The sequence below is a fragment of the Caballeronia sp. dw_19 genome, from assembly GCF_018449515.1.
Classification (GTDB): domain Bacteria; phylum Pseudomonadota; class Gammaproteobacteria; order Burkholderiales; family Burkholderiaceae; genus Caballeronia.
In genome coordinates, this window is record NZ_JAAVUQ010000003.1 from 291,419 (window position 1) to 314,182 (window position 22,764).

A 22,764-nucleotide genomic window follows, 5' to 3' on the forward strand; every position below is an offset into this window, starting at 1 on the left:
GCCACGGCCTTCAATCACGGACGCGACAATGATCTACAGCATGACAGGCTACGCCAGCGCTACGCGCGAAGTAGCGTCGGACGGCGCGGGCGCCAATGGCTCGGGCGTGGGGGTATCGGTGGAATTGCGCACGGTGAATTCGCGCTTCCTCGACATGAATTTCCGCATGCCCGAAGACGTGCGCGTCTGCGAGCCGCAATTGCGCGAAATGCTGATGAACAAGCTCTCGCGCGGCAAGGTCGATATCCGCATCAACCTGAATCGTGCGGAGCAGACGACCATTGCCGGCGTGCTCAATCGCGATGCGCTGTCGCAACTCGCCGCGCTCGAGCGCTCGGTGCTGGATATCTTCCCCGATGCCGAACGCATGCGCACCGGTGAAATCCTGCGCTGGCCGGGCATTTTGTCGGAGAGCGGGGTATCGGCGGAAACGTTGCGCGACGCGGTCCTCGCGTGCGGCAAACAGGCGATTACCGAACTCATCGATGTCCGCGCCCGTGAAGGCGCCGCACTCGCCGCCGTGCTGATCGCGAACGTGACGGAAATGGAAGCGATCGTGGCGAAGGTCACGCCGCTCGTGCCGGAACTGATCACGAAGCATCAGCAGAAAATTGTCGAGCGTTTGCAGGACGCATTAGGGATTGCGTCGCCGGAAGGCACGCAAACCAGCATTCCGCGCGAGGAAATCGCGGAACGGATTCGCCAGGAAGTGACTATCTACGGCATCCGTATCGACATCACCGAGGAATTGCAGCGTCTTTCCGCGCATCTGGCGGAAACACGCCACGTGCTGCAAAAGGGCGGCAAAGTGGGCAAGCGGCTCGACTTCATGATGCAGGAGCTGAATCGCGAAGCGAACACGCTTGGGTCGAAGGCGGCGGCGAAAGAACTCGCGGATTCGTCGATGACACTCAAATTGCTCATCGAACAGATGCGCGAGCAAGTGCAAAACCTGGAGTAACGCCGCTATGACCGACGCACAACGCAACACCTACGCCGGTGTTTATCCGGGCAACCTGTTCATGGTCGTGGCGCCGTCGGGCGCGGGCAAGTCGACGCTGGTCAACGCGCTGCTCGCGCAGGACGAAGCGATCCGCCTGTCCGTGTCGTACACCACGCGCGAACCGCGTCCGGGCGAGCAAAACGGCGTTCAATACCATTTTGCTTCCGTCGATGACTTCATGGCGCGCCACGCCGCCGGCGAGTTCCTCGAAAGCGCGGAAGTACACGGCAACTACTACGCAACGTCGCGCGTGTGGATTGAAGAGCAGATGAAAAGCGGCCACGACGTGCTGCTCGAAATCGATTGGCAAGGCGCGCAGCAGGTCAAGAAACGCTTTCGCAATGCGGTGGAAATCTTCATCTTGCCGCCGTCGCTGGATGCGCTGGAAGAGCGCCTGAAAAAGCGTGGCCAGGATGCGCCGAACGTGATCGTGCGCCGTTTGCTGGCGGCCGGCAGCGAGATGGCGCATGCGCCGGAAGCGGAATATGTGCTGATCAACGAGAACTTCGAGCGCGCGCTCGGCGAATTGCAGTGTCTCGTTGCTGCCACACGGCTACGTTTCGGTTCACAGTACGCCCGCCATACGCAGTTGTTTGTCGAGTTAGGCATACACTCGCCGCACGCCGAGTGAACGGGGCTTTCCGGTCACATAAGGTAGAATGAAGAACATATCGAGAAGGAATCAACCATGGCCCGCATCACCGTCGAAGACTGTCTGAAAATGATCCCCAATCGCTTCGAGCTCGCGCTCGCAGCAACGTATCGCGCGCGCCAGCTCGCTCAAGGCCATACGCCGAAGATCGAAAGCCGCGACAAACCGACTGTTGTTGCGCTGCGCGAAATCGCAGCCGGCCAGGTCGGCGTCGAGATGTTGAAGAAGGTTCCGGTCTGATTACGGGCCCGGACGTCTACGCGCCTTGTCACTAACCGCGTCAGCAAATCACGGAGGCGACCATGAATCCTGTTCCATCGTCCGTCTCTGTGGACCCGCATAACGACGTCCTCAGCACAGAGTCTCACTCCGGGGCTCATTCCGAAGACCACGCGCTCGATCATGACAACGCTCATGATGCCGATTCGCCCTCGGCGGCGCGCAAGTACATCGACGCAGTCCTCGAACAATCGTTTCGCCATTTGTTCGGGCCGACTGCCACGCCGGAAAAGCCGCGCCGCCACGACGTAGTTTCCATCGCGAAACTGACCACCGAGCTGGCCGCGTACCTTTCGCCGGAAGAAATCAAGCAGGTCAAGCAGGCTTTCCATTTCAGCGATGAAGCCCATCTCGGGCAATATCGTCAGAGCGGTGAGCCGTACATCACGCATCCGGTTGCGGTCGCGGAAATCTGCGCCAGCTGGAAACTCGACGATCAATCGATCATGGCGGCGTTGCTGCACGACGTGATCGAAGATCAGGGCGTGACTAAGACCGAGATTGCGGAACGTTTCGGGCCGAAGGTTGCAGAACTTGTCGATGGCTTGTCGAAGCTCGACAAGATGGAGTTCCGCAATCGCGAAGAAGCGCAGGCGGAAAACTTCCGCAAGATGTTGCTCGCCATGGCGCGCGACGTCCGTGTGATTCTCGTCAAGCTGGCGGACCGGCTGCACAACATGCGCACGCTGGGCGCGGTGCCACCGGAAAAGCGGCGTCGCGTGGCGCGTGAAACCATCGACATCTATGCGCCTATTGCGCATCGGCTTGGGTTGAACAACACGTATCGCGAGCTGCAGGACCTGAGCTTCGCGAACTTCAATCCGCATAGGTACGCCACGCTCGAGCGCGCCGTGAAGGCCGCGCGCGGCAACCGGCGTGAGGTGGTGGGCAAGATCCTTGAAGCGGTCCAGCGCACAATTGCGGACGCGAAAATCAAGGCCGACGTGACCGGCCGCGAGAAAACCATCTTCAGCATTTACAAGAAGATGCGCGACAAGCAGTTGTCGTTCTCGCAAGTGCTCGACGTCTATGGCTTTCGCGTGGTCGTGGATACCGCGCTCGAATGTTATACGTGCATTGGCGCGCTGCATGCGCTCTACAAACCGGTGCCGGGCAAGTTCAAGGATTACATCGCCATTCCGAAGGTGAACGGCTATCAGTCGTTGCACACCACGCTCGTCGGTCCGTTTGGTGCGCCTATCGAATTCCAGATCCGCACGCGCAAGATGCATGAAATCGCCGAAGCGGGCGTAGCCGCGCATTGGCTTTACAAGAATGGCGGCGCTGACCTGAACGATGTGCAAAAGCGCGCGCATCAGTGGCTCAAGTCGCTGCTCGACATTCAAAGCGAAGCCGGAGACTCGAGCGAATTTCTTGAACACGTCAAGATCGATCTGTTCCCCGATGCGGTCTACGTGTTCACGCCAAAGTCGAAAATCATGCCGCTGCCACGCGGCGCGACGGCGCTGGATTTCGCGTATTCCATTCACAGCGATCTCGGTAATCAATGCGTCGCGGTGAAGATCAATAACGAGTTGCTGCCGCTACGCACCGAGTTGAAGAGCGGCGATATCGTGGAAGTGATCACGGCGCCTTATTCGAAGCCGAATCCCGCGTGGCTCGGTTTTGTGCGTACCGGCAAGGCGCGTTCGGCCATTCGCCACTATCTCAAGACCATGCGGTTGAACGAATCGGTTCAACTGGGCGAACGGCTCGTCGATCAAAGCCTCAAGGGCTATGGCCTGGCGTTGTCGGAAGTGACGCCGGAAGCCTGGGAAAAGCTGGCGCAATGGACCGGCAACAAGAGCCGTCAGGAAATTTTCGCGGATATCGGCCTGGGCCGGCGCGTAGCCGCCGTGATGGCGAAGCGCATTGAAGTGCTGATGACCGGTCGCGATGACGACGATTCCCCGCGCGAGAGCTTCAGCACGAATACCGCGCCGCCGGTTGTGATCACGGGCACTGAAGGTATGTCGGTTCAGTTGTCTGCCTGCTGCCGCCCGATTCCCGGCGACGACATCATGGGTTACATCGGCATCGGGCTGGGCATGGCGATTCACACTACCGAATGCCGTGTGGCCCAGCGGATTCACAAGCGCGATCCGGGTCGCTGGATTGACGTGGCCTGGGCGCCGCAGCCGGGCCGTCTATTCGATGTAGCCATCAAGGTGCTCGTCAGCACGTCGAAGGGCGTGTTCGCCCGTGTAGCGGCTGACATTACGTCCGCCGATGCCAACATTGTCCACATCGCCATGGACGAGGACGTGACGCAGGAATCCACCGTGCTGCGTTTCGTCATCCAGGTCAGCGATCGCGTGCACCTGGCGAACGTCATGCGGCGCGTGCGCACGAACCCGGACGTGATGCGCATCGCGCGTGAGCGGCCGAGTGACGAGCCGCATCATCGCAATACCGAAGGCGGCATGCGGATCGATCGCGAACGGGGCGATTATTAACGCCTGGCGTTCGCCTCTTGGCGAGAGCGGCTGGCGAGTTCTGAGTCTGAGTCTGAACCGCCGCCGCTGAAACGCGACCTGCGTGCCTGTACCCATTCTGCGTACACAGGGGCACTTATGAAAACATCAGAACTGGAAGGCGCCGAGCTCGACTATTGGGTCGCGCGCGGGCTGCATGACTTCATCCGCGAAATCCATTTCACCGATGGCGGCCAGACGCTGTCCATTCGCGGCAATGACCGTGGCCGCGCATGGGACGGGCGCTTCCTGCCGTCGACGTCGTGGGAAGCGGCATCAGTGGTCCTCGAGCGCGCGTGCCGGCTGGAGATGAACGACCACGGACGGGGCGAAGTCGTGTGCACGGCGATATTCGGCAAGGCCGGTGCGCAAGTGGAGGGGCGCGGACCGTCGTTGCGTATTGCATTGCTGCGAGCGTTTCTGCTGCATGCGTTCGGAGACACGGTGGACGATGAATTCCCGCATCGTTCGCAAATGCTGCTCGGGGAACGGGCGGAACTGCTGGGCGAGCAGAGCGCAGCGGCGACGGTTGAAGATGCACCGTTGCCGGACGGACGGATAGGCGATATCGGGTCGACTGCGCGGCAGTAAGCAGGTTGCTGCGCCTCGCGCGCCTTGGTCAGAGGGTCCAGTCCAGCGCACGTCCTGGGGAAATCGCCAGACCGGCGGGCAGATTTCGCTCGCGCAAACGCCCGCACAAATAAAAAGGGCCTTCCGTGAGGAAGGCCCTTTTAAAACTGGTGCGGCTGGCAGGATTCGAACCCACGACCCCTTGGTTCGTAGCCAAGTACTCTATCCATCTGAGCTACAGCCGCGCATGAAACAGGGTAATACAAAAAGCTGATGCAGGAAACGCTTGCTTGAAACAAAACAACTAAACGCTTTGAAGAAGTGGTGCGGCTGGCAGGATTCGAACCCACGACCCCTTGGTTCGTAGCCAAGTACTCTATCCATCTGAGCTACAGCCGCACGCGAGACCAAGAGTATAGCCAAGCTCTCCCAAAAAAGGAAGGGTTACGCCTCGATTTCTGTAATACCGATCTCCTTCGTGTTACCGTGCACAGGAGCTATCTCGCTCCTCTTCACGTTATTTTGAGCGGTTTGCACCATGAACAAAGCATTTGTAAAGGAATCGGACGAGAGCGACGACGATCTCGACCTTGAGCAACCCGCCGGCGTCCCCCCTGGCACCAAGAACTACATCACGCCCGCGGGGCACCAGCGTCTGCGTGACGAACTGCTGCATCTGCTGGACGTCGAGCGGCCGGATGTCGTGAAACTGCTTTCCTGGGCGGCGTCCAATGGCGACCGGTCGGAGAACGGCGACTACATTTACGGCAAGCGGCGCCTGCGTGAGATTGACCGGCGGATTCGCTTCCTGACCAAGCGGCTCGACAAGGCGGAAGTGGTGGACAGCAGCCGGCAGGAAAACGTCGATCAGGTGTTTTTCGGCGCAACGGTCGATTACGCCGGCGACGATGGAGAAGTGCATACGGTGACCGTCGTGGGCGTAGATGAAGTGAATCTCGATGTCGGGCACGTGAGTTGGATCTCGCCTATCGCCCGTGCCTTGCTCAAGGCCAAGGTCGGCGATACGGTCACGCTGCACACGCCCGCAGGCGTCCAGCAAATCGATATCCTCGACGTGCGTTATCCGCCGAAGGTCTGAGGCGCTTCATCTGACGCAATAACGTCAGGAACCTCAGGACGAAAAAAAGGCGCCGCAAGCGGCGCCTTTTTCACATCGGTACAACCTTGAACAAGGCTTAGAAGCGGTGACGAATGCCAACCGTTGCCGAGACTTGGTTCGGGGTCGACGACATGCCTACGCCCGTGATCGGAGCGCCCAGGCCATCGCCCAGATCGATCGCGTGAACGTATTCGCCTTGCAGGTACACGTCGGTGCGCTTCGACAGCGAATAAGCTGTTTGCAGGGCAAACGTGTGGAACGAAGGCTTCTCGCCGTCAAGACGTGCGTCCGTGTACGTGTACTCGCCAGCCAGGCTCAATGCCGGGGTCAGCGCGTAACGGCCGTTCAATTCATAGTTGTTGAAACGAGCGTAGCCGCCCGACAGAGCAACGCCTGCGCCGCCGGTCGCGCCAGCCGTGATGGCTGCTGCGTCTTCAAGCTTCGTTTGCGTGAACACGAAGCCAACGGTTGCCGGGCCGAACGCGTAGTTCAAGCCAGCACCGAACGTGCGCTGCAGGCCAGCCACGAACGTGTTGTCAGTCGCGACAGCACCGCCGGTGTTCGAGATTGCTGCAGCAGTGCCAGCACCCGTCACCGAGTTGTTCAGTTGCAAGTAAGCAGCAGCAATATTCAACGGACCGTAGTTGTACGATGCGCCCGCGCTGTAAGCCCGGTTGTTCGAGAATCCGTCAGCCTGGTTCGAGAAGCCGTACATTGCGCCAAACTTGAAGCCGGCGTAGTTCGCGCTCTGATACTTGATCGTGTTGTTGACACGGAACGAGTTGTCGAGGTTGTCGTTGTCGAACGGGTGTGCGAACTGCGTGCCACCGTATTGCGTGCCGGTCAGAGCTAACGGGCCGAGATAGTCGACCACGGAGTCATACTGACGACCCAACGTGACGGCGCCGTACTGGTTGCTCGACAGACCAACGAAGGCCTGACGGCCAAATTCGCGGCCACCTTGACCCAGCGTGCCGTTAGCAATGCTGAAACCGTTTTCCAACGTGAAGATTGCCTTCAGGCCGCCACCGAGGTCTTCAGACCCGCGCAGGCCCCAACGGCTGCCGTTCACCGCGCCGCTCGTCATCTTGAAGTTGTGATCGCCGCCTTGGTTGTTCGTGTACGTCAGGCCAGCGTCGATCAAACCGTAAAGTGTCACGCTGCTTTGAGCGTGAGCGGCGGTTGCAAATACGCCCGACAGGGCGGCGACCATGAGAGTCTTTTTCATCTTTGTAACTCCGAGAGCAGTTTGGGTCTGACAACCCAGGCTTGAAGGAAACTTTCACTCCGACGCGCTGCGAGAGGCGCTATCAGGTGATTTCATGTGCCAACAAAAGACACAGTCGTTTCCGGACCAGACGAAGTGTAAAGACGGCGTTACAGCACTGGCATTCCGATTTACGCAATAAAGTATTCTGCGATCGGCAATGATTGATAAATGTAATCTAAGCCTTTGCTGGCAAGGCTTTGCGGGGGAATGGCGGGGTTGAATGCGCAGTGTCAACAGGGGTTCGTTGCGCAATTGCTACATGCGCGATCGTTAAAATACAACGCCAATAATCCTAGATGTCGATTGTTGACGGAACAGCAATAGATGATTGCCGGATCTGTTGGTGATTACGAGAAGGCGTGCCGTTATACTCAAATCTCTGCTTTCCGAGGCAGACTTTTTCGTTGACGGAAAAGATCTCCAAACCTTGTCGGCGCGACTTCCCAGTCGCGCTTTTTTTTTGCCTGAACGGGCTCAATCCCCGAAGCCTGTTCCGGGGCACTTTTTACTTAGTTAATTAGCCGCTTCAAGTACTTCTTCCCGCATCGCTTCGTCGTTGCTATCAAATATCAGCGGACTCGATATCGTCCAGTCTTCCATCACATAACGGCGTGCGTCCATTGGCGAGGACAGAAGGTTCTGCCAATGATCGCCATGCCATGCCGGGTCGAAATCCAGAGCTGAATGCGATTCCAATACTGCCTGGGACGCTACCAACGTCCTGATCCACGAAAACATGCTTTTGAGTTCGGTCGTCACAGCAATGACCTCCTTTAAAGTGCTTGCGGTACGCTTTTATGATGCCGACAGCCCATTTCGGTAACAAGACTCGTAAACGCTTACGATTCGATAAAAATAGTTACAAGTTGAGTAAATATTTCCTTCTGCCAGATATGGACGGTTTAATCTGGAATTATTACGTCGGATTGTTCTCTTTTCAGCCGTCGTGATTCAAGAGCGCATGCGTACTAGCGTTCGATGCTCCTTCCTTGCGTCGAACCGGCCCGGAACCGGGTGCCTGAACGGACGTGAGCTAAAATGGCCGATCGATACGCCTTTTCCTGCGCGGATCGCTTCCATTCCTCTTTTAGCGGTCAGCGCCGTGCTCCCAATCGTTACTACTAATAGTGTTAGCTCAGAACCGCTGGTTTTCGTCGATCTCGAAACCACAGGCGGCGCCTTCGGCGTGGATCGCATCACTGAAGTAGGCGTGGTCGAGGTCGGACCGGCCGGCGTGACGCAGTGGAGTTCGCTCGTCAATCCGCAGCAGCCGATTCCGTTCTTTATCCAGCAACTCACCGGGATCAGCGATTCGATGGTGCGCAACGCGCCGACGTTCGAAGCGATCGCGCATGATTTGCTGGCCCGTCTCGACGGGCGGCTGTTTATTGCCCACAACGCGCGGTTCGATCACGGCTTCCTGCGCAGCGAGTTCAAGCGGGCCGGCATCAAGTTCCAGCCCGACGTGTTGTGCACGGTCCAGTTGTCGCGCGCCATCTATCCGGCGCAACGTAGGCATGGGCTCGATGCACTGATCGAACGGCACGCGCTCGTGCCTGCGGCGCGCCACCGCGCGCTTGCCGACGCTGACCTGCTCTGGCAATTCTGGCAGCACCTGCATCGCGCATTTTCTGCCGATGCCCTGCATGGCTATATAGAACAGGTTGCCCGGCGTTTCCGGCTTGCTGGAGATATTGACGAGGACACCATCGAACAGATTCCGGCCGGCTGCGGCATCTACGTGTTTTATGGCGAGGACGACGTGCCGCTGTATGTTGGACGAAGCGTGCGCTTGCGCCAGCGCGTGCGTGCGCATCTGTCGGGGGTGAAACGTTCGGCCAAGGATCTGCGCCTCGCGGAGCTCATCCGGCGTGTGGAGTGGACCGCGACGGGCGGCGAGATCGGCGCGATGCTGGTGGAAGGGCGCTCGGTTGCACGGTTGCGTCCTGCACATAACCGGCTGTCCAAAGCGCGTCGCGACGACCCGAGTCACGCGCCCTGGACATATCCTGGCGCCATCGCGATAGAGGAAACGGATGCGACGACCAGCGCGCGGGTGTGGCATGTCGTCGATGCCTGGCAGTATTTCGGCATGGCCGGGTCGCTCGACGAAGCCGCGCAACTGCGCGCGGCAGCGCCTGCGGCATGCTTCGAGTTATCGACGTATCGCATTCTCAGCGAACGTTTGTCGCGCGGACTGACAATCGTGCCGCTTGCAGCCACCGCGTGCCTGTCAAGCGAGCCGGTCTAGCCGACCGCACCCACGCCACCTGACGCGCACACATGCGACAACGCGCGTGCGAGCGGTGCGTTTTGGGCGGAATCGTAGCGGGTGAGATGTTTCCAGCGCGCGATGCTGTCGGCCAGCCGCACCGGGCAGTCATCGGCATGGCGCAACGGCTCCACGCCCGCTAACGTGGACAGTAACGCGTTGGTCACGCGATCGAGCTTCGGCCGGGTCTCGCGGGCGAGGTCCGGTGGTGTCCCTTCTGGCGCACGCAATTTCCGCCAGTTATCGAAGAGGGCGTTCTGCACGTCCTTGCTCGCCTCGATCTGATCACGAAAGAAAGCTTGTGCAAACGCCGGATCGATGTCGGCGGATTTCGCGCGGCTATCGATAACGGCCAGCAACGCGGCTTCACGGGGTTGATCGGTGATGGGCTCGTGATGCGCCCATTTCCAGCGCGCGACCGGCTCGGCGAGCGCCAGCCGTTGTGACGACAACGCAATGAGATTCGTGAAGGGCGTGTCGTCGCCATCAGCGAGAGCCGCCGAGGAACAAGCGGTGATGGCAATAACAAAAGCAGCCATGGAAGCCATGGCGCGGAGAACTTGCAGAAGGGAATGGCGAAGCATGAATACGGAGCCAGAGCGAGAAAGCCGCAGCTTAACGTATGACGCGCGGGGCGCGCGTATGGCAATTGATGAAGCGATCGTGAAACGCGCCACGCTCGTGGCGTTATTAGGTGAACCGGTCGGGCAATTCCGGTCGTGCTATTAATACCCGCGTGCGAATCCGGCGCTGCTGCAAAGGCATGCTGCAACGATCAAGTGTGCAGAAACCGCGGCTTGCATAACATCTGCAAACACCGTGGGCGTACTGCGCATTTCAGCAATTACTTCGGGTCGCACAGGTTACGTTGTTCGTCGAAGAATGCCTGCACGTATTCGGGCAACTCTGCGAGGAATTCGACCCCGACCGGTTCTTGATCCGGACATTGCACCTTGTCGGGCGTCGGGATTTTCGTCGGCTTGGCGTCCATCATTTTCTCTCCTTGTATAGGTCGATTATCAATCTCGACTCTGGCTTCGCGCTAGCGTCGAATGCGCGGCTCGTGCATTTCCACGTTTCTGTGTTGCTTTAACGGAACACCCTTGGCGTGACTTAAGGCTGTGATAATTCATCGCGCTGCAGCCGATATTTTTCCCTGCCTCAGGATTCGTTCGCCAACTTGTTTTTCGACCACTTCCGCCTGATTAACTCGTCCCCCGCTTATTGCTGATCTTTCCGACACCTGGCGGCCGCAGCGGCAAATATTTCGCAATTTACTTCAAAGTACATGGCTGACTGCCGGGCTGTTTTCTGTGTTCGAAAATGCGAGTCGTTGCTTAAAAAGCGAGTCTCCTTAATAGTGATAACGGCACGATTCAGTTGCGGTTGACCGTTTTACCTATCTTTAAAAAAATTTAACACTTTGCCGTGTCTGAAAGCGCACGTATTCATGCAAACGAATGTTCGCAAATCACACGGGAAGAAAGCATCGGGGAAACGACGGGAAGTTTATGAATTACGCTCACTTAAAGTTTCACTTTAAGTACATGAACTTACCGATTGATCTTGAAGATCAATTTTGAGATGAGGCCGAAAAATTAAAAAACCCGCGAAGCCTGGAGGCGATGCGGGTTTCTTGAAATGAAGCTTGGTGCCGGAAAGAGGAATCGAACCCCCGACCTTCGCATTACGAATGCGCTGCTCTACCGTCTGAGCTATTCCGGCATCAGAGAAACGAGATTATAAGGACCTTCCGGCGAGTTTGGCAACACCCTACGATCAATTAATTTCCGAGTGATAGCGTGTCACCCGTTCGACCTCGTTTTTCGATCCGAGGAAGACCGGCACGCGCTGATGCAGGTTGGTCGGAACGATGTCGAGGATGCGCTGCTCGCCGTCCGTCGCAGCGCCGCCGGCCTGTTCGACGATGAACGCCATCGGGTTCGCTTCGTACAACAAGCGTAGCTTGCCCGGACGATCGGGCGTGCGTTTGTCGGCGGGGTACATGAACACGCCGCCGCGGTTCAGGATGCGGTGCACGTCCGCGACCATCGACGCGATCCAGCGCATGTTGAAGTCGTCCTTCCGCGGGCCGTCCTTGCCTTCGTTCAGCTCGTTCACATACTTTTGCACCGGTTCGTACCAGTGACGGCTATTCGATGCGTTGATTGCATACTCGCGCGTGTCGGCGGGAATCTGCATGTTGCTGTGCGTGAGTACCCATGAACCCAGCTCGCGATCGAGCGTGAAGCAGTTCACGCCGTGGCCGGTGGTCAGGACGAACACGGTTTGCGGACCATAGACCGCATAACCTGCCGCGACCTGGGCCGAGCCCGGCTGCATGAATGCCTGTTCGCTCGGCTCCGCGCCGTCCGGGCATCGAAGCACTGAAAAGATCGTGCCGATTGACACGTTCACGTCGATATTCGACGACCCGTCGAGCGGATCGAACGTAAGTAAATAGTTGCCCTTCGGATAGCGGTTCGGAATGGGGAAGATCTTTTCCATTTCTTCCGACGCCATCGCGGCCAGGTTGCCGCCCCATTCGTTGGCTTCGAGCAGGATTTCGTTCGAGAGGATGTCGAGTTTCTTCTGCACTTCGCCTTGAACGTTCTCGCTGCCGGCAGTACCCAGCGCTTCACCTAACGCGCCCTTGCTCACTTGATAGCCGATCTGTTTGCATGCACGTGCGATCACTTCGATCAACAGCCGCAGATCGGCGGGAAGGTTTTGATGTTCCCGCTGCTGCTCGATCAGATACTTGGTCAGCGTCGTGCGACGGGAAATGGATGAGGGGGTCGACATTGCGTTGGGCTCCGGGAGCGTTAGACGAATGCCTCAGATTCTACCCGCTCGGAATGTGTCTCCCGATGTCACAGGAATGGGGTGCCGGTTCGGCGAGTCTCTTCGAGTCTCACGCTGGCTGATTTTCGGGATATGCGAGCATAAAAAAACCGGCGCCGAAGCGCCGGTTTCCGATGAGCCCGAGGAAGGGGCCCAAAGGCTCAGAGGATTAAACGCTTAGCCGAGCGCTTTTTCCACAATCTCGCGTACATCGCGCGATTTCACCTTCGACGCCACCCGTTCCAGCGCCGCGTGCGCCTTCTCGCTCAAGGCGGGCGTGTACCGGCGCCATTGCTCGAGCGTGCGAGCAAGGCGCGCAGCCACCTGAGGGTTCATTGCATCGAGCGCCACGACCTGTTCAGCCCAGAACGCGTACCCGGAACCATCGGCGGCGTGGAATTGCGCCGGATTCGCACCGCAGAAACTGAAAATCAGCGAGCGGGCTCGATTCGGATTTTTCAGTGTGAACGCTGGGTGTTGCATCAGCTTGCGCACGATGTCGAGCACATTGCGCTTCGGTCCGCCGCGTTGCGTAGCCTGCAGCGCGAACCATTTGTCGATCACAAGCGGCTCTTTCTCGAAACGTTGGTAGAAATCGCTGAGCGCGGCGTCGGCGACGGTGGTATCGACGGAACCTGACGCGCCCGCCGTCAGCAACGCGGACAACGCAGCCGACCGGTCGGTCATGTTGTTCGCGGCATCGTACTGGGCGCTTGCCAGTTCGATGGCGCGGGTGGGGTCGTCGAGCTGGCTCAGGTAGGCGAGGGCGAGATTCTTCAGCCCGCGCTTGCCTGCGTCGTCCGGCGTCGCGCGATATTCGCCCGGCGTGCGGTTCGCTTCGTACACGGCGAGCCAACGCTCGCGCAGGCCCGTGGCGAGGCGGCGGCTAACGAACACACGTGCCGCGTGCACGGCGGCGGGGTCCGACACAGCCATTTGTTCCGCAAGATATCCCTCGGACGGCAACATCAGCGCCAGTTCCTGGAATGCCGGCGTGAGCGTGTTGTCGTCGAGTACCTGGGCGAATGCGGATACCACCTGGTCGTCGAGCGTCAGTTCCTCTCCTTTCGATGCCCGATCCGCCAGCGCAAGCAGTTCGCGCGTGGCGAGGCGCTGGCCGGCTTCCCATCGATTGAACGGGTCGCTGTCATGAGCCAGCAGGAAGGCCAACTGCTCATTGGTGTAGTCGTAATCCACCACCACCGGCGCCGAGAAGTTGCGCAGCAACGAGGGCAACGGCTCTTCAGCGACATCGACAAACGTGAAGGTTTGTTCCTGTTCCGTGAATTCCAGCACGCGCGTGGTGCCTTGCGGTTCTTTCTCACCCTCAAGTTTCAGTGGCAGGTCGGCGCCGCTCTTGCCGATCAGGCCGACCGAGAACGGAATCAGCAGCGGACCCTTTTGCGTTGCACGCGCGGCCTCGGACGCTTCGCCGTAGCCTTGCGTGAGCGTCAGCGTGTAACGCTTCGTGGCTGTGTCGTAGCGCGTGCGTACCGTGATCCGCGGCGTGCCCGCCTGGCTGTACCAGCGTTCGAATTGCGCCAGGTCGCGGCCGTTTGCGTCGGCCATTGCGTGGCGGAAGTCGTCGCAGGTGACTGCCTGGCCGTCGTGGCGCTGGAAATACAAGTCCATGCCGCGCCGGAAACCGTCACGCCCGAGCAGTGTCTGATACATGCGCACGACTTCCGAGCCTTTTTCATAGACGGTCATCGTGTAGAAGTTGTTGATCTCCACGTAACTTTCCGGGCGCACCGGGTGCGCCATGGGACCCGCGTCCTCGGCGAACTGCATCTGGCGCAGTACGCGAACGTCGTCAATCCGTTTGGTCGCGCGCGCTGCATCGCTGGCTGCGCCTGGTTCGAGCCCAGCGGCCATGTCGGCGGAGAATTCCTGGTCGCGGAACACCGTCAGCCCTTCCTTCAGGCTCAACTGGAACCAGTCGCGGCAGGTCACGCGGTTGCCCGTCCAGTTGTGGAAGTACTCATGGCCGACCACCGCTTCAATGTTGCTGAAATCCACGTCCGTAGCCGTTTCAGGATTCGCGAGCACGTATTTCGTATTGAAGATGTTCAAGCCCTTGTTTTCCATCGCGCCCATGTTGAAGTCGCTCACGGCAACAATCATGAAACGGTCCAGGTCGAGCTCCAGCCCAAAGCGGCGTTCGTCCCATTCGATGGAATGAACCAGCGAATCCATGGCGTGTTGTGTCTTGTCGAGATCGTGAGGTTCGACCCAGACCTGCAGCAGTTTTTCCTTCCCCGAACCTGTCTTCATGCGCTGCTCGAGCTTGACGAGCTTGCCGGCCACCAGCGCGAACAGGTAGCTTGGTTTCTTGAACGGGTCTTCCCAACGCGCAAAGTGCTGGCCATTTTCCAGATCGCCTTCTTCGATCAGGTTGCCGTTCGACAACAGCACTGGGTACGCTTTCTTGTCCGCCCGCAGCGTGACCGTGTAGGTCGCCATGACATCGGGGCGGTCAAGGAAATAGGTGATGCGCCGAAAGCCCTCGGCCTCACATTGCGTAAAGAAATTGCCGCCGGACACGTACAAGCCCGACAAGGTCGTGTTCGCGGCAGCGTTGCACACGCTTTCCAGCGTCAATTCGAACGCGTCGGGAATATTGCTCACCGACAAACCGTTCTCAGTAACGCGGACATCCGCATGCGGGCGCCCGTCGAGCGTTGCGCCAATGAACTCCATCTGCTCACCGAGCAACTCCAGCGTCGCCGCAGGCGCGGCGTCCGGGTTGCGGCGCAGGCGCATGGTGTTGCGCACTACCGTGCGTTCGGGGACGAGGTCGAATTCGAGCGCGACGGTATCAATCAGGAATGCGGGCGGCGTGTAGTCAGCGCGGCGGATTACGGCAGGTGCGGTCGAATTGGACATGGCGGTTCTGATTGAGTTGAGCGGGTGCCTTTGCTTTCGAGGCGGCCTTGTGTCGGATCATTGTACAAAGGCTCGCGGGATTGTGTGCTCGATTCGGGGTCGGCCGAACGGCCTGTTTCCCGAACTTCACCTGTCTGCGACAGTCTTTAAACAGGTGGAATCAGGCGGTTTTCGTGCGGTGCATGCGACACTTCGCGGTTGCTGTTTTACACATGACATCGCAACAAGATCAACAAGACAAATGAGGTCGGCCATGACGTTGGGACGGTTGTACGGGGAATTGAAGGGTGCGGCGCGCGTGGTGCTGATCGCCGGGTTCGCGCTGCTCGGGGGCTGTACCACCTATGTTCAGACGCAGGTGGCGGCGTTCTCCGACTGGTCCGGGACCGACGCCACGCGGACCTATGCGTTCGTGCGCTCGGCGCCGCAGCAGAACAGCATTGAACAGGAGACGTATGAAGTGCTCGCCGCAAACGAGCTCGCCACCCATTCGTTCAAGCAGGTTGCCGACGCCAGCGCGCGTTATCTCGTGGAATTGTCGTACTCCATTCGCGGCGACATGGTCACCGTGCGCCAGCCCGTCTATTACGATCCATGGCCCATGTACGGCGGCTGGTACGGCCGGCCGTACGGATGGGGTGGCTACGGCGGCTGGGGAGGATGGGGAGGGTGGGATATGGGACCGGCGGGTTATGTCGACCAAAGCTACCCGATCTTCGTCCACTCGCTGCAGATCCGCATGACCGAACGTGAAAGCGGGCGCGAGGTGTACAAAGTGACCGCGAGCAATTCAGGCGGCGAATCGTCGCTGGTCCGGGCCATGCCTTATCTAGTGCGCAGCGCGCTCACGGATTTTCCGTTGGGCAACGGCACCGTGCGCACGGTGAAAATCCCGTTCGATAAAACGGGCGGTATTAGTAACGAAGCGCCGGTTGCGGTGGGAGCAAACGAGAAGAGCGCTGTCCCGGCGCCCGCTCCCACGCCGGTTCCTGTGCAATAGCCGTCAAGCCGGCGCAGTTGTTGGGCCCCGTCTGAGAAAAATTTACCGCTATGGAGGCCGGTCGTTTGATCCGGCCGCCGCCTTTGTTGCAGTCCGCGAAACGCTCGAATTTCGATTAAAAATCCGCCTTCTTACAGGTTTATGGCGGAGTGCCCTTGTATGCAATTAAATTCGAAACGAGATATATTTCGAGGATGAACAAACCCCGCAACGCTAAACACCATGCCGTTCCTGAGCCCGCAACCTGGGATGCGCGGCTCGCTCGGCGCCTCGTTACACCGCTCATCGGCACGCCGATTACCCCGAATCACCTGACCACTCTGCGCTTGCTGATTGGCATTGCCGGCGCTTATTACCTGTCGGTCGGCAGCTTCTGGTCGTGCAGCCTGGGCGCCTTGCTGATCGCGCTCTCTAATTTCGTCGATCATACAGATGGCGAGCTCGCGCGAATCAGCGGGCAATCGAGCAAAATCGGTCATTTTTACGATCTCGCGTGCGATTCCGTGGTGACCGTGCTGCTGTTCGTGGGCCTCGGGTTTTATGTGAACGTGCATCATCCGGCCATGATCGTGTCGGCCGAATGGCTTGGCGGGATTGCGGGCGTCGCCGTCGCGCTGATCTTCTTCCTGCGCATGCGGATCGAATCGATGGCGGGCAAGAGCGGCACGAAGCAGGCCTCCATGGCGGGTTTCGAGACCGAAGACGTCCTGTATTTACTGCCGGTGGTGACGCTGCTCAACGGCATGACGCCGTTCCTGGTGGCTGCTTCCATTGGTGCTCCGCTATTTGCCGTCTGGGTTGTCGTGGATTACCAACGCGCGCTGCGGCGTTTCGCCCGGGCCACGGCGCGTAACAAAGACTCTGATGGTCAAGATCAAGATTTGCAGGCTGTTCAATGAATTCATCTGTCGATTCCCTATCCACGCGTGCGTTTGGCGGCAAGCCCGCTGATCGCAAGAGCCTTCATGCTCTCGACGAAACCCTGGACGCGCATCTTCAGCGCCTGTCTCCCGAGCGCCAGACCGCGAAGCTGCACGAAACCTTCGATAACCAGGGCGCGTTCCTGTATCTGGACGACTTTTTGCCGCGTGAGTTCACCGAGAAGCTGGTCGCGGCTGTCCACGCGGTCATGCCCGCCATCAACCGCAATTACCTGCCGGGACACAAGCAGGGCGGCAGCGTCAGCCGTCACGCGATTGACGAACTCGCGCCGTTCATCGCCGAGTTGTACCGGTCGCCGGCGCTGATCAGCTGGCTGGAGAAAATCAGCGGCGACACGCTCCAGGAGTCGCCCGCCGACGATCCGCACGCGTACGCGCTGTATTTCTATACGAAGCCGGGTGACCATATCGGCTGGCACTACGATACGTCGTACTACGAAGGCCGCCGTTATACGCTGCTGCTCGGCGTGATGGACGATTCATCGTGCCGTCTCGACTACGAGTTGCACACGCGTTCGCCAGAGATCCCCGACCAGCCGGGTTCGGTGCAGATACCGCCGGGCGGCCTGGTTTTCTTCGATGGCGACAAGCTGCGTCATCGCGTCACGCCGGCTCGCGCGAATGAATTCCGTGTGTCGCTGACATTCGAGTACGTCACGAATCCGAACATGCGGCCGTGGCAGCGGTTTATCTCGAACATGAAGGACTCGGTTGCGTACTTCGGCTTCGGACAGGTTTTCCGCCGCAAAGGCGGGAAGAACGGCGCCGCATGAGCCGCGCCGGAACGATCCTCCTGTCGCTCGGCGTGGTGTTGTTCATCGCGCTGCTGGGCTGGCAGGGCTTCGGTTCCGTAGCGACCGCGCTCGCGGCCGCGGGTTGGGGCCTGCTCGCGGTGGCGGCATTCCATCTGCTGCCTGTCGTGATCGACGCGCTGGCTATCGAAACGCTCTTTCCCCGCCATGAACGCGATGTGAGCTTCCGCGACGCGCTGTTCGCGCGCTGGACCGGTGAATCGGTGAATAGCCTGATGCCGGCCGGACAGATCGGCGGCCCGATGCTGATGGTGCGTTATCTCTCGCAGCGCGGCATGCGGGCGCGCGACGCCGCGGCAGTCATCACCGTCAGCACGACCATGCAATCCGTCGGACAAATGATCTTCGCGATGATCGGTCTCGCATTGCTGAGCAGTTATGCGTCGGGCGTGGGCATGCTGCTGCCGGTGCTGATCGTGATCGTGGTGTGCTCGCTGATGGTCGTTGGGTTCTTCTTCGCGCAGCGCAAGGGTTTGTTCGCCCGCGCGACGCGGTTTGCCTCGCAATTCGCGGCGCGCTTTTCGAAGAAGCGCGACTGGTCGTCGCTGGTGTCGCGCGCGGAAGCGGTGGATACCGCCGTGCTCGAACTCTACAAAAAGCCCGGACCGGTCGCCGCGAGTTTCGCGCTGAGCCTGCTGGGCTGGATCGTGGGCACCGGCGAGGTGTGGCTTGCGTTGCATTTGCTGGGCTCGCCGGTCGGCTGGGCTGAAGCGCTGATGCTGGAAAGTCTTGGCCAGGCCATTCGGGGCGCGGCGTTCTTCATTCCGGGTTCGCTCGGTGTGCAGGAGGGCGGCTATTTGCTGCTCGCGCGTCTGATCGGCTTGCCGCCGGAGGCCGCGCTTGCGCTTTCGTTAGCGAAGCGCGCGCGGGAATTGCTGCTCGGCCTGCCGGGTATCGTTTATCTGCATTTCGCTGAAAAGGGCTGGCAGCGCCGTCGTCTCGCGCGCGTGCCGGAAATCGAATAAAGCATCACCGATAGGATCAACATGCGCGCAATTATTCTTGCCGCCGGGATGGGTTTGCGCCTGGTTCAGCCGGAAGGACAGCAAAAGCCGAAGTGCCTGCTGCGTTTCGGCGAGTCGTCGCTGCTCGAACGCCATCTTCAATTGCTGAAGACGGCGGGCGTTGATGAAATCGTCTTTGTGCTCGGCTTCAAGCATGAACAGGTGGAAGCCGAATTGGCTGCGATCGACTGGAAACCGCATACCGAAGTGGTCGTGAACCGCGAGTTTTCGCTCGGCAGCGTGCTGTCCGTCCACACGGCGGCAGAAGCGCTGACACGCGGCGGTGACGTGCTGCTGATGGACGCCGACGTGCTCTACGACGAACGTATTCTCGAGCCGCTGGTGGCGGGCGCAGGACCGGTGAATCGTCTGCTGATCGACCGTGATTTCGAAGCCGGCGATGAACCCGTGAAGCTTTGCGTGGCGAATGGCGTGCCGGTGGAATTGCGCAAGCAAGTGCTGGCGGATTTGCAATTCGACGTGATCGGCGAGTCGGTGGGATTTTTCCGCTTCGACGAAACGGCGGCGCGGCGTCTGGCCGAACTCGTCGCCGGGTATGTAGCGACGGGCCGTGCCAACTTGCCGCACGAGGAAGCCGTACGCGATTTGCTGCTGGAACGCAGCCAGGTATTCGACGTGGCCGACGTAACCGGCGCGCCTTGGATAGAAATCGATTTTCAGAACGACGTTAAACGCGCGGCCGACGAAGTCTTGCCGCAACTGCGTCAGCTTGCAGGAGCCCTACGATGAACGCACCGTATCAACTACCCGCGGCGTATGCCCGCTCCCTTCGCCTGCGCGAGATGCTGCAGAGCAATCAGCTCGAATTCCTGATGGAAGCGCATAACGGCTTGTCCGCGCGCATTGTGAAGGAAGCCGGTTTCAAGGCGATCTGGGGGTCGGGTCTCACGATCTCCGCGCAGTTCGGCGTACGCGACAACAACGAAGCGAGCTGGACCCAGGTGGTCGACACGCTTGAGTTCATGGCGGACGCGAGCGACCTGCCTATCTTGCTCGATGGCGACACTGGCTACGGCAACTTCAATAACGTCCGCCGGCTGGTGAAGAAGCTGGAGCAGCGCGGCATTGCCGGCGTGTGTATCGAAGACAAGCAGTTTCCTAAGACCAATAGTTTTCTTAACGGCGAGCGTCAGCCGCTCGCCGAGATGGACGAGTTCTGCGGCAAGATCAAGGCCGGCAAGGACTCGCAGAGCGATCCGAATTTCTCCATCGTTGCGCGCGTGGAAGCGTTGATCGCGGGCTGGGGCATGGAAGAAGCGTTGAAGCGCGCGGAGGCTTATCGCCAGGCCGGCGCCGACGCCATCCTGATCCACAGCAAGCTGTCCAAGCCGGACGAAATCCTCACGTTTGCGCGCGAATGGGCCGGCCGCGGTCCGCTCGTGATCGTGCCGACCAAGTACTACAGCACGCCGACCGATGTGTTCCGCCAGGCCGGCATCAGCACCGTGATCTGGGCGAACCATTTGCTGCGCGGCGCGGCATCGACCATGCAGGCGATCGCCAAGGAAATCCACAGCAGCGAAACGCTCGTGAACGTGGAAGACCGCGTGGCGACGGTCAACGAAATCTTCCGTCTCCAGGACGCCGAGGAATATTCGACCGCTGAAAGCGTGTATCTGTCGTCGGCGAGTGCATCGCGTAACGCGGTCGTGCTGGCGGCAAGCCGGGGCGCGGGGCTGGAAGCCGTTACCGCCGATAAACCCAAGGTCATGCTGCCGATTGCGGGCAAGCCGCTGCTGCGCCGTCTGGTTGAAGCGTTCAAGAAAGAAGGGATCAACGACATTACGGTGGTGGGCGGTTATCGCGCCGATGCCATCGATACATCGGGGATCCGGCTGGTCGTGAACGAGAAGCACGCGCAAACGGGCGAGCTGGCGTCGCTGGCATGCGCCGCGAAATCGTTCACCGCCGACACCGTGATCTCCTACGGCGACCTCTTGTTCCGCAGCTACATTCTTCGCGATCTGGTGGAGTCGGACAGCGATTTCTGCGTGGTCGTGGATTCATCGCAGACGCCGGCGGCTGGCGTGGCATCGACGGATTTTGCGTATTGCTCGACCGCTGACGATCGCGCGTTGTTCGGCCAAAAGGTCTGGCTCGAAAGCGTGACGAGCTCGGCGGGTCCGGCAAATTCCAAGACGCCGCAAGGCCGCTGGATGGGCCTTCTGAACGTGCGCGGCGCAGGCCGGGAGCGGTTGGTTGCCATGCTCGAAAAACTGCAGCAACGCGATGACTTCGACAAGCTCGACATGGCCGCGCTGCTCAACGCGCTGGTGGCTGCGGACGAAAAGATCGAAGTGCAGTACGTGCACGGTCATTGGCGCGGCGTGAACGACCTCGACGAGTTGCGTCAAGCCGGCGATTTTGCACACGGTCAGGCGCCGTACGGATCGAACGGCTCGGGCTCCTCGGAGGCCGGCGCGTGATCGAAGCTGCACAATTTGTCGAAGCCGCGCGCGAGCGCGGTTTCGACTGGTACGCGGGCGTGCCGTGCTCGTATCTGACGCCGTTCATCAATTACGTGCTGCAGGACGAGACGCTGAATTACGTGTCGGCGGCCAATGAGGGCGACGCCGTCGCGTTGATCGCGGGCGTGGCGCTTGGCGCGTCGGGCGTGCACAAGGCGCGTCGCGGCATTTCGATGATGCAGAACTCCGGGCTCGGCAACGCGGTGAGCCCGCTGACCTCGCTCACGTGGACGTTCAGGCTGCCGCAATTGCTGATCGTTACATGGCGCGGTCAACCGGGCGTCGCCGATGAACCGCAGCACGCGCTGATGGGACCGGTCACGCCGGCCATGCTCGACACCATGGAGATTCCATGGGAGCTGTTTCCTACGGAAGCCGATGCGATCGGACCCGCGCTCGATCGCGCGACCGCGCATATGGACAGCACAGGGCGCCCGTACGCGCTGGTGATGCAGAAGGGCAGCGTCGCGCCGTACAAGTTGAACAAGAAAGGCTTGAGCGGTGTGCGTCAGCGCGCGTTGAACGAGCGGGCAAAGGTTCAGTCGTTTGAAGGCGCAAGCGAGCGTGTGTCACGCCACGACGCGTTGGAACGCGTGATCGCGCATACGCCGAAAGAGTCGACGGTCGTGCTGGCATCGACGGGATTTTGCGGGCGGGAGCTTTACGCTATCGATGACCGCGAGAACCAGGTGTACCTGGTTGGATCAATGGGATGCGTGACGCCTATGGCGCTCGGCCTCGCGCTGTCGCGGCCTGACCTGAACGTAGTAGCGCTCGACGGCGACGGCGCCGCGCTGATGCGCATGGGCGTGTTCGCGACGCTCGGCGCTTATGGGCCGGCCAACCTCACGCACTTGCTGCTGGACAACGGCGCGCATGAGTCGACCGGCGGTCAGGCGACGGTGTCGCAGGGCATCGAGTTCGCGCGGATCGCTTCGGCGTGCGGGTACGCGCTGGCGCTGGACGGCGATGACCTCTCGATCATCGACCGGCTATTCGACGCGAAGGACGTCGATGGCGTGCGTTTCGCGCGGCTGTCGATCAACACCGGCACGCCGAGCGACCTGCCGCGCCCGTCGATCACGCCGGAAGATGTGCGTCGCCGGCTGCAAACGCATATTGGACGCTAGGCTGTCGCGCTGATCTTG

At 59.9% G+C, this 22,764-nt stretch carries 20 protein-coding genes and 3 tRNA genes; 14 read left to right on the plus strand and 9 right to left on the minus strand.

Annotated features, from left to right (window positions below):
• Positions 1-28 precede the first annotated feature (28 nt).
• The 5 genes from HB376_RS06105 (at position 29) to HB376_RS06125 (ending at position 4,999) form a co-directional block, all read left to right on the plus strand.
• The gene (locus tag HB376_RS06105) at positions 29-961 is read left to right on the plus strand and encodes a YicC/YloC family endoribonuclease (protein WP_213762528.1); all 933 of its coding nucleotides are present in this window, start codon (positions 29-31) and stop codon (positions 959-961) included.
• A 7-nt stretch (positions 962-968) separates the two neighbouring features.
• Positions 969-1,634, plus strand: coding sequence for a guanylate kinase (gmk, locus tag HB376_RS06110; RefSeq protein ID WP_213762529.1), 666 nt, complete (start codon positions 969-971; stop codon positions 1,632-1,634).
• Between the two features lie 57 nt (positions 1,635-1,691).
• Entirely contained in the window at positions 1,692-1,895 is a 204-nt protein-coding gene (gene rpoZ / locus HB376_RS06115) for a DNA-directed RNA polymerase subunit omega (protein WP_031359151.1), read from the plus strand.
• 62 nt (positions 1,896-1,957) lie between these two features.
• Complete coding sequence (locus HB376_RS06120) at positions 1,958-4,390, plus strand: bifunctional (p)ppGpp synthetase/guanosine-3',5'-bis(diphosphate) 3'-pyrophosphohydrolase (RefSeq protein WP_213762530.1); 2,433 nt, start codon at positions 1,958-1,960, stop codon at positions 4,388-4,390.
• 117 nt (positions 4,391-4,507) lie between these two features.
• Complete coding sequence (locus HB376_RS06125; protein ID WP_213762531.1) at positions 4,508-4,999, plus strand: phage protein NinX family protein; 492 nt, start codon at positions 4,508-4,510, stop codon at positions 4,997-4,999.
• A 147-nt stretch (positions 5,000-5,146) separates the two neighbouring features.
• Here the strand turns inward: HB376_RS06125 and HB376_RS06130 are convergent.
• Together HB376_RS06130 and HB376_RS06135 are read right to left on the minus strand one after the other, a co-directional pair.
• Positions 5,147-5,223 (minus strand) — tRNA-Arg (locus tag HB376_RS06130).
• Between the two features lie 77 nt (positions 5,224-5,300).
• A tRNA-Arg gene (locus tag HB376_RS06135) sits at positions 5,301-5,377 on the minus strand.
• A gap of 139 nt (positions 5,378-5,516) precedes the next feature.
• Here HB376_RS06135 and greB point away from each other — a divergent pair.
• Entirely contained in the window at positions 5,517-6,077 is a 561-nt protein-coding gene (greB, locus tag HB376_RS06140; RefSeq protein ID WP_213762532.1) for a transcription elongation factor GreB, read from the plus strand.
• Positions 6,078-6,174: 97 nt separating this feature from the next.
• Here greB and HB376_RS06145 read toward each other — a convergent pair whose 3' ends face one another.
• Both HB376_RS06145 and HB376_RS06150 read right to left on the minus strand, forming a co-directional pair.
• Complete coding sequence (locus HB376_RS06145) at positions 6,175-7,326, minus strand: porin (protein WP_213762533.1); 1,152 nt, start codon at positions 7,324-7,326, stop codon at positions 6,175-6,177.
• 555 nt (positions 7,327-7,881) lie between these two features.
• Entirely contained in the window at positions 7,882-8,106 is a 225-nt protein-coding gene (locus tag HB376_RS06150; protein ID WP_255631202.1) for a hypothetical protein, read from the minus strand.
• Positions 8,107-8,470: 364 nt separating this feature from the next.
• Here HB376_RS06150 and HB376_RS06155 point away from each other — a divergent pair, with 364 nt between their 5' ends.
• Positions 8,471-9,619, plus strand: a complete 1,149-nt coding sequence (locus HB376_RS06155; RefSeq protein WP_346730448.1) for an exonuclease domain-containing protein — start codon at positions 8,471-8,473, stop codon at positions 9,617-9,619.
• On the opposite strand, the gene HB376_RS06160 is transcribed toward HB376_RS06155, so the two are convergent.
• From HB376_RS06160 to pepN, 5 genes are all read right to left on the minus strand, one after another.
• A complete protein-coding gene (locus HB376_RS06160) occupies positions 9,616-10,188 on the minus strand; it encodes a chorismate mutase (RefSeq protein WP_255631204.1) in 573 nt (190 codons plus the stop codon). The two genes, HB376_RS06155 and HB376_RS06160, sit on opposite strands and share 4 nt — an antisense overlap.
• Before the next feature lie 296 nt (positions 10,189-10,484).
• Positions 10,485-10,634 (minus strand): hypothetical protein, encoded by a 150-nt coding sequence (locus HB376_RS06165; protein ID WP_213762659.1) that lies wholly within the window; start codon positions 10,632-10,634, stop codon positions 10,485-10,487.
• 655 nt (positions 10,635-11,289) lie between these two features.
• Positions 11,290-11,365 (minus strand) — tRNA-Thr (locus HB376_RS06170).
• Between the two features lie 54 nt (positions 11,366-11,419).
• A complete protein-coding gene (locus tag HB376_RS06175; RefSeq protein WP_213762536.1) occupies positions 11,420-12,445 on the minus strand; it encodes a class 1 fructose-bisphosphatase in 1,026 nt (341 codons plus the stop codon).
• Between the two features lie 216 nt (positions 12,446-12,661).
• Positions 12,662-15,370 (minus strand): aminopeptidase N, encoded by a 2,709-nt coding sequence (gene pepN, locus HB376_RS06180; RefSeq protein WP_213762537.1) that lies wholly within the window; start codon positions 15,368-15,370, stop codon positions 12,662-12,664.
• Between the two features lie 253 nt (positions 15,371-15,623).
• Between pepN and HB376_RS06185 the strand changes: the two genes are divergently transcribed.
• The 7 genes from HB376_RS06185 (at position 15,624) to aepY (ending at position 22,746) form a co-directional block, all read left to right on the plus strand.
• Positions 15,624-16,370 carry a DUF4136 domain-containing protein gene (locus tag HB376_RS06185; protein ID WP_213762538.1) on the plus strand — a complete coding sequence of 249 codons (747 nt, stop codon included), beginning with the start codon at positions 15,624-15,626 and terminating at the stop codon, positions 16,368-16,370.
• A 194-nt stretch (positions 16,371-16,564) separates the two neighbouring features.
• Positions 16,565-17,269, plus strand: coding sequence for a CDP-alcohol phosphatidyltransferase family protein (locus HB376_RS06190; protein ID WP_213762539.1), 705 nt, complete (start codon positions 16,565-16,567; stop codon positions 17,267-17,269).
• Positions 17,266-18,084 carry a 2OG-Fe(II) oxygenase gene (locus tag HB376_RS06195; RefSeq protein WP_255631179.1) on the plus strand — a complete coding sequence of 273 codons (819 nt, stop codon included), beginning with the start codon at positions 17,266-17,268 and terminating at the stop codon, positions 18,082-18,084. The genes HB376_RS06190 and HB376_RS06195 overlap by 4 nt, the downstream gene beginning before the upstream one ends.
• Positions 18,081-19,088, plus strand: coding sequence for a flippase-like domain-containing protein (locus tag HB376_RS06200; protein ID WP_213762540.1), 1,008 nt, complete (start codon positions 18,081-18,083; stop codon positions 19,086-19,088). The genes HB376_RS06195 and HB376_RS06200 overlap by 4 nt, the downstream gene beginning before the upstream one ends.
• 21 nt (positions 19,089-19,109) lie before the next feature.
• The gene (locus tag HB376_RS06205; RefSeq protein WP_213762541.1) at positions 19,110-19,877 is read left to right on the plus strand and encodes a phosphocholine cytidylyltransferase family protein; all 768 of its coding nucleotides are present in this window, start codon (positions 19,110-19,112) and stop codon (positions 19,875-19,877) included.
• Positions 19,874-21,574, plus strand: coding sequence for a phosphoenolpyruvate mutase (gene aepX / locus HB376_RS06210; protein WP_213762542.1), 1,701 nt, complete (start codon positions 19,874-19,876; stop codon positions 21,572-21,574). Before HB376_RS06205 ends, aepX begins: the two co-directional genes overlap by 4 nt.
• Positions 21,571-22,746 (plus strand): phosphonopyruvate decarboxylase, encoded by a 1,176-nt coding sequence (gene aepY, locus HB376_RS06215; RefSeq protein WP_213762543.1) that lies wholly within the window; start codon positions 21,571-21,573, stop codon positions 22,744-22,746. Before aepX ends, aepY begins: the two co-directional genes overlap by 4 nt.
• Positions 22,747-22,764: the final 18 nt, after the last annotated feature.

Coding starts and splice junctions, on each gene's coding strand:
- HB376_RS06105 (WP_213762528.1), top strand. CDS start 29: ATGATCTACAGCATGACAGGCTACGCCAGCGCTACGCGCGAAGTAGCG.
- HB376_RS06165 (WP_213762659.1), bottom strand. CDS start 10,634: ATGATGGACGCCAAGCCGACGAAAATCCCGACGCCCGACAAGGTGCAA.
- pepN (WP_213762537.1), bottom strand. CDS start 15,370: ATGTCCAATTCGACCGCACCTGCCGTAATCCGCCGCGCTGACTACACG.
- HB376_RS06150 (WP_255631202.1), bottom strand. CDS start 8,106: ATGTTTTCGTGGATCAGGACGTTGGTAGCGTCCCAGGCAGTATTGGAA.
- HB376_RS06125 (WP_213762531.1), top strand. CDS start 4,508: ATGAAAACATCAGAACTGGAAGGCGCCGAGCTCGACTATTGGGTCGCG.
- HB376_RS06205 (WP_213762541.1), top strand. CDS start 19,110: ATGCGCGCAATTATTCTTGCCGCCGGGATGGGTTTGCGCCTGGTTCAG.
- greB (WP_213762532.1), top strand. CDS start 5,517: ATGAACAAAGCATTTGTAAAGGAATCGGACGAGAGCGACGACGATCTC.
- HB376_RS06120 (WP_213762530.1), top strand. CDS start 1,958: ATGAATCCTGTTCCATCGTCCGTCTCTGTGGACCCGCATAACGACGTC.
- HB376_RS06160 (WP_255631204.1), bottom strand. CDS start 10,188: ATGGCTTCCATGGCTGCTTTTGTTATTGCCATCACCGCTTGTTCCTCG.
- gmk (WP_213762529.1), top strand. CDS start 969: ATGACCGACGCACAACGCAACACCTACGCCGGTGTTTATCCGGGCAAC.
- HB376_RS06200 (WP_213762540.1), top strand. CDS start 18,081: ATGAGCCGCGCCGGAACGATCCTCCTGTCGCTCGGCGTGGTGTTGTTC.
- HB376_RS06185 (WP_213762538.1), top strand. CDS start 15,624: ATGACGTTGGGACGGTTGTACGGGGAATTGAAGGGTGCGGCGCGCGTG.
- HB376_RS06195 (WP_255631179.1), top strand. CDS start 17,266: ATGAATTCATCTGTCGATTCCCTATCCACGCGTGCGTTTGGCGGCAAG.
- aepX (WP_213762542.1), top strand. CDS start 19,874: ATGAACGCACCGTATCAACTACCCGCGGCGTATGCCCGCTCCCTTCGC.
- HB376_RS06145 (WP_213762533.1), bottom strand. CDS start 7,326: ATGAAAAAGACTCTCATGGTCGCCGCCCTGTCGGGCGTATTTGCAACC.
- HB376_RS06175 (WP_213762536.1), bottom strand. CDS start 12,445: ATGTCGACCCCCTCATCCATTTCCCGTCGCACGACGCTGACCAAGTAT.
- HB376_RS06190 (WP_213762539.1), top strand. CDS start 16,565: ATGAACAAACCCCGCAACGCTAAACACCATGCCGTTCCTGAGCCCGCA.
- rpoZ (WP_031359151.1), top strand. CDS start 1,692: ATGGCCCGCATCACCGTCGAAGACTGTCTGAAAATGATCCCCAATCGC.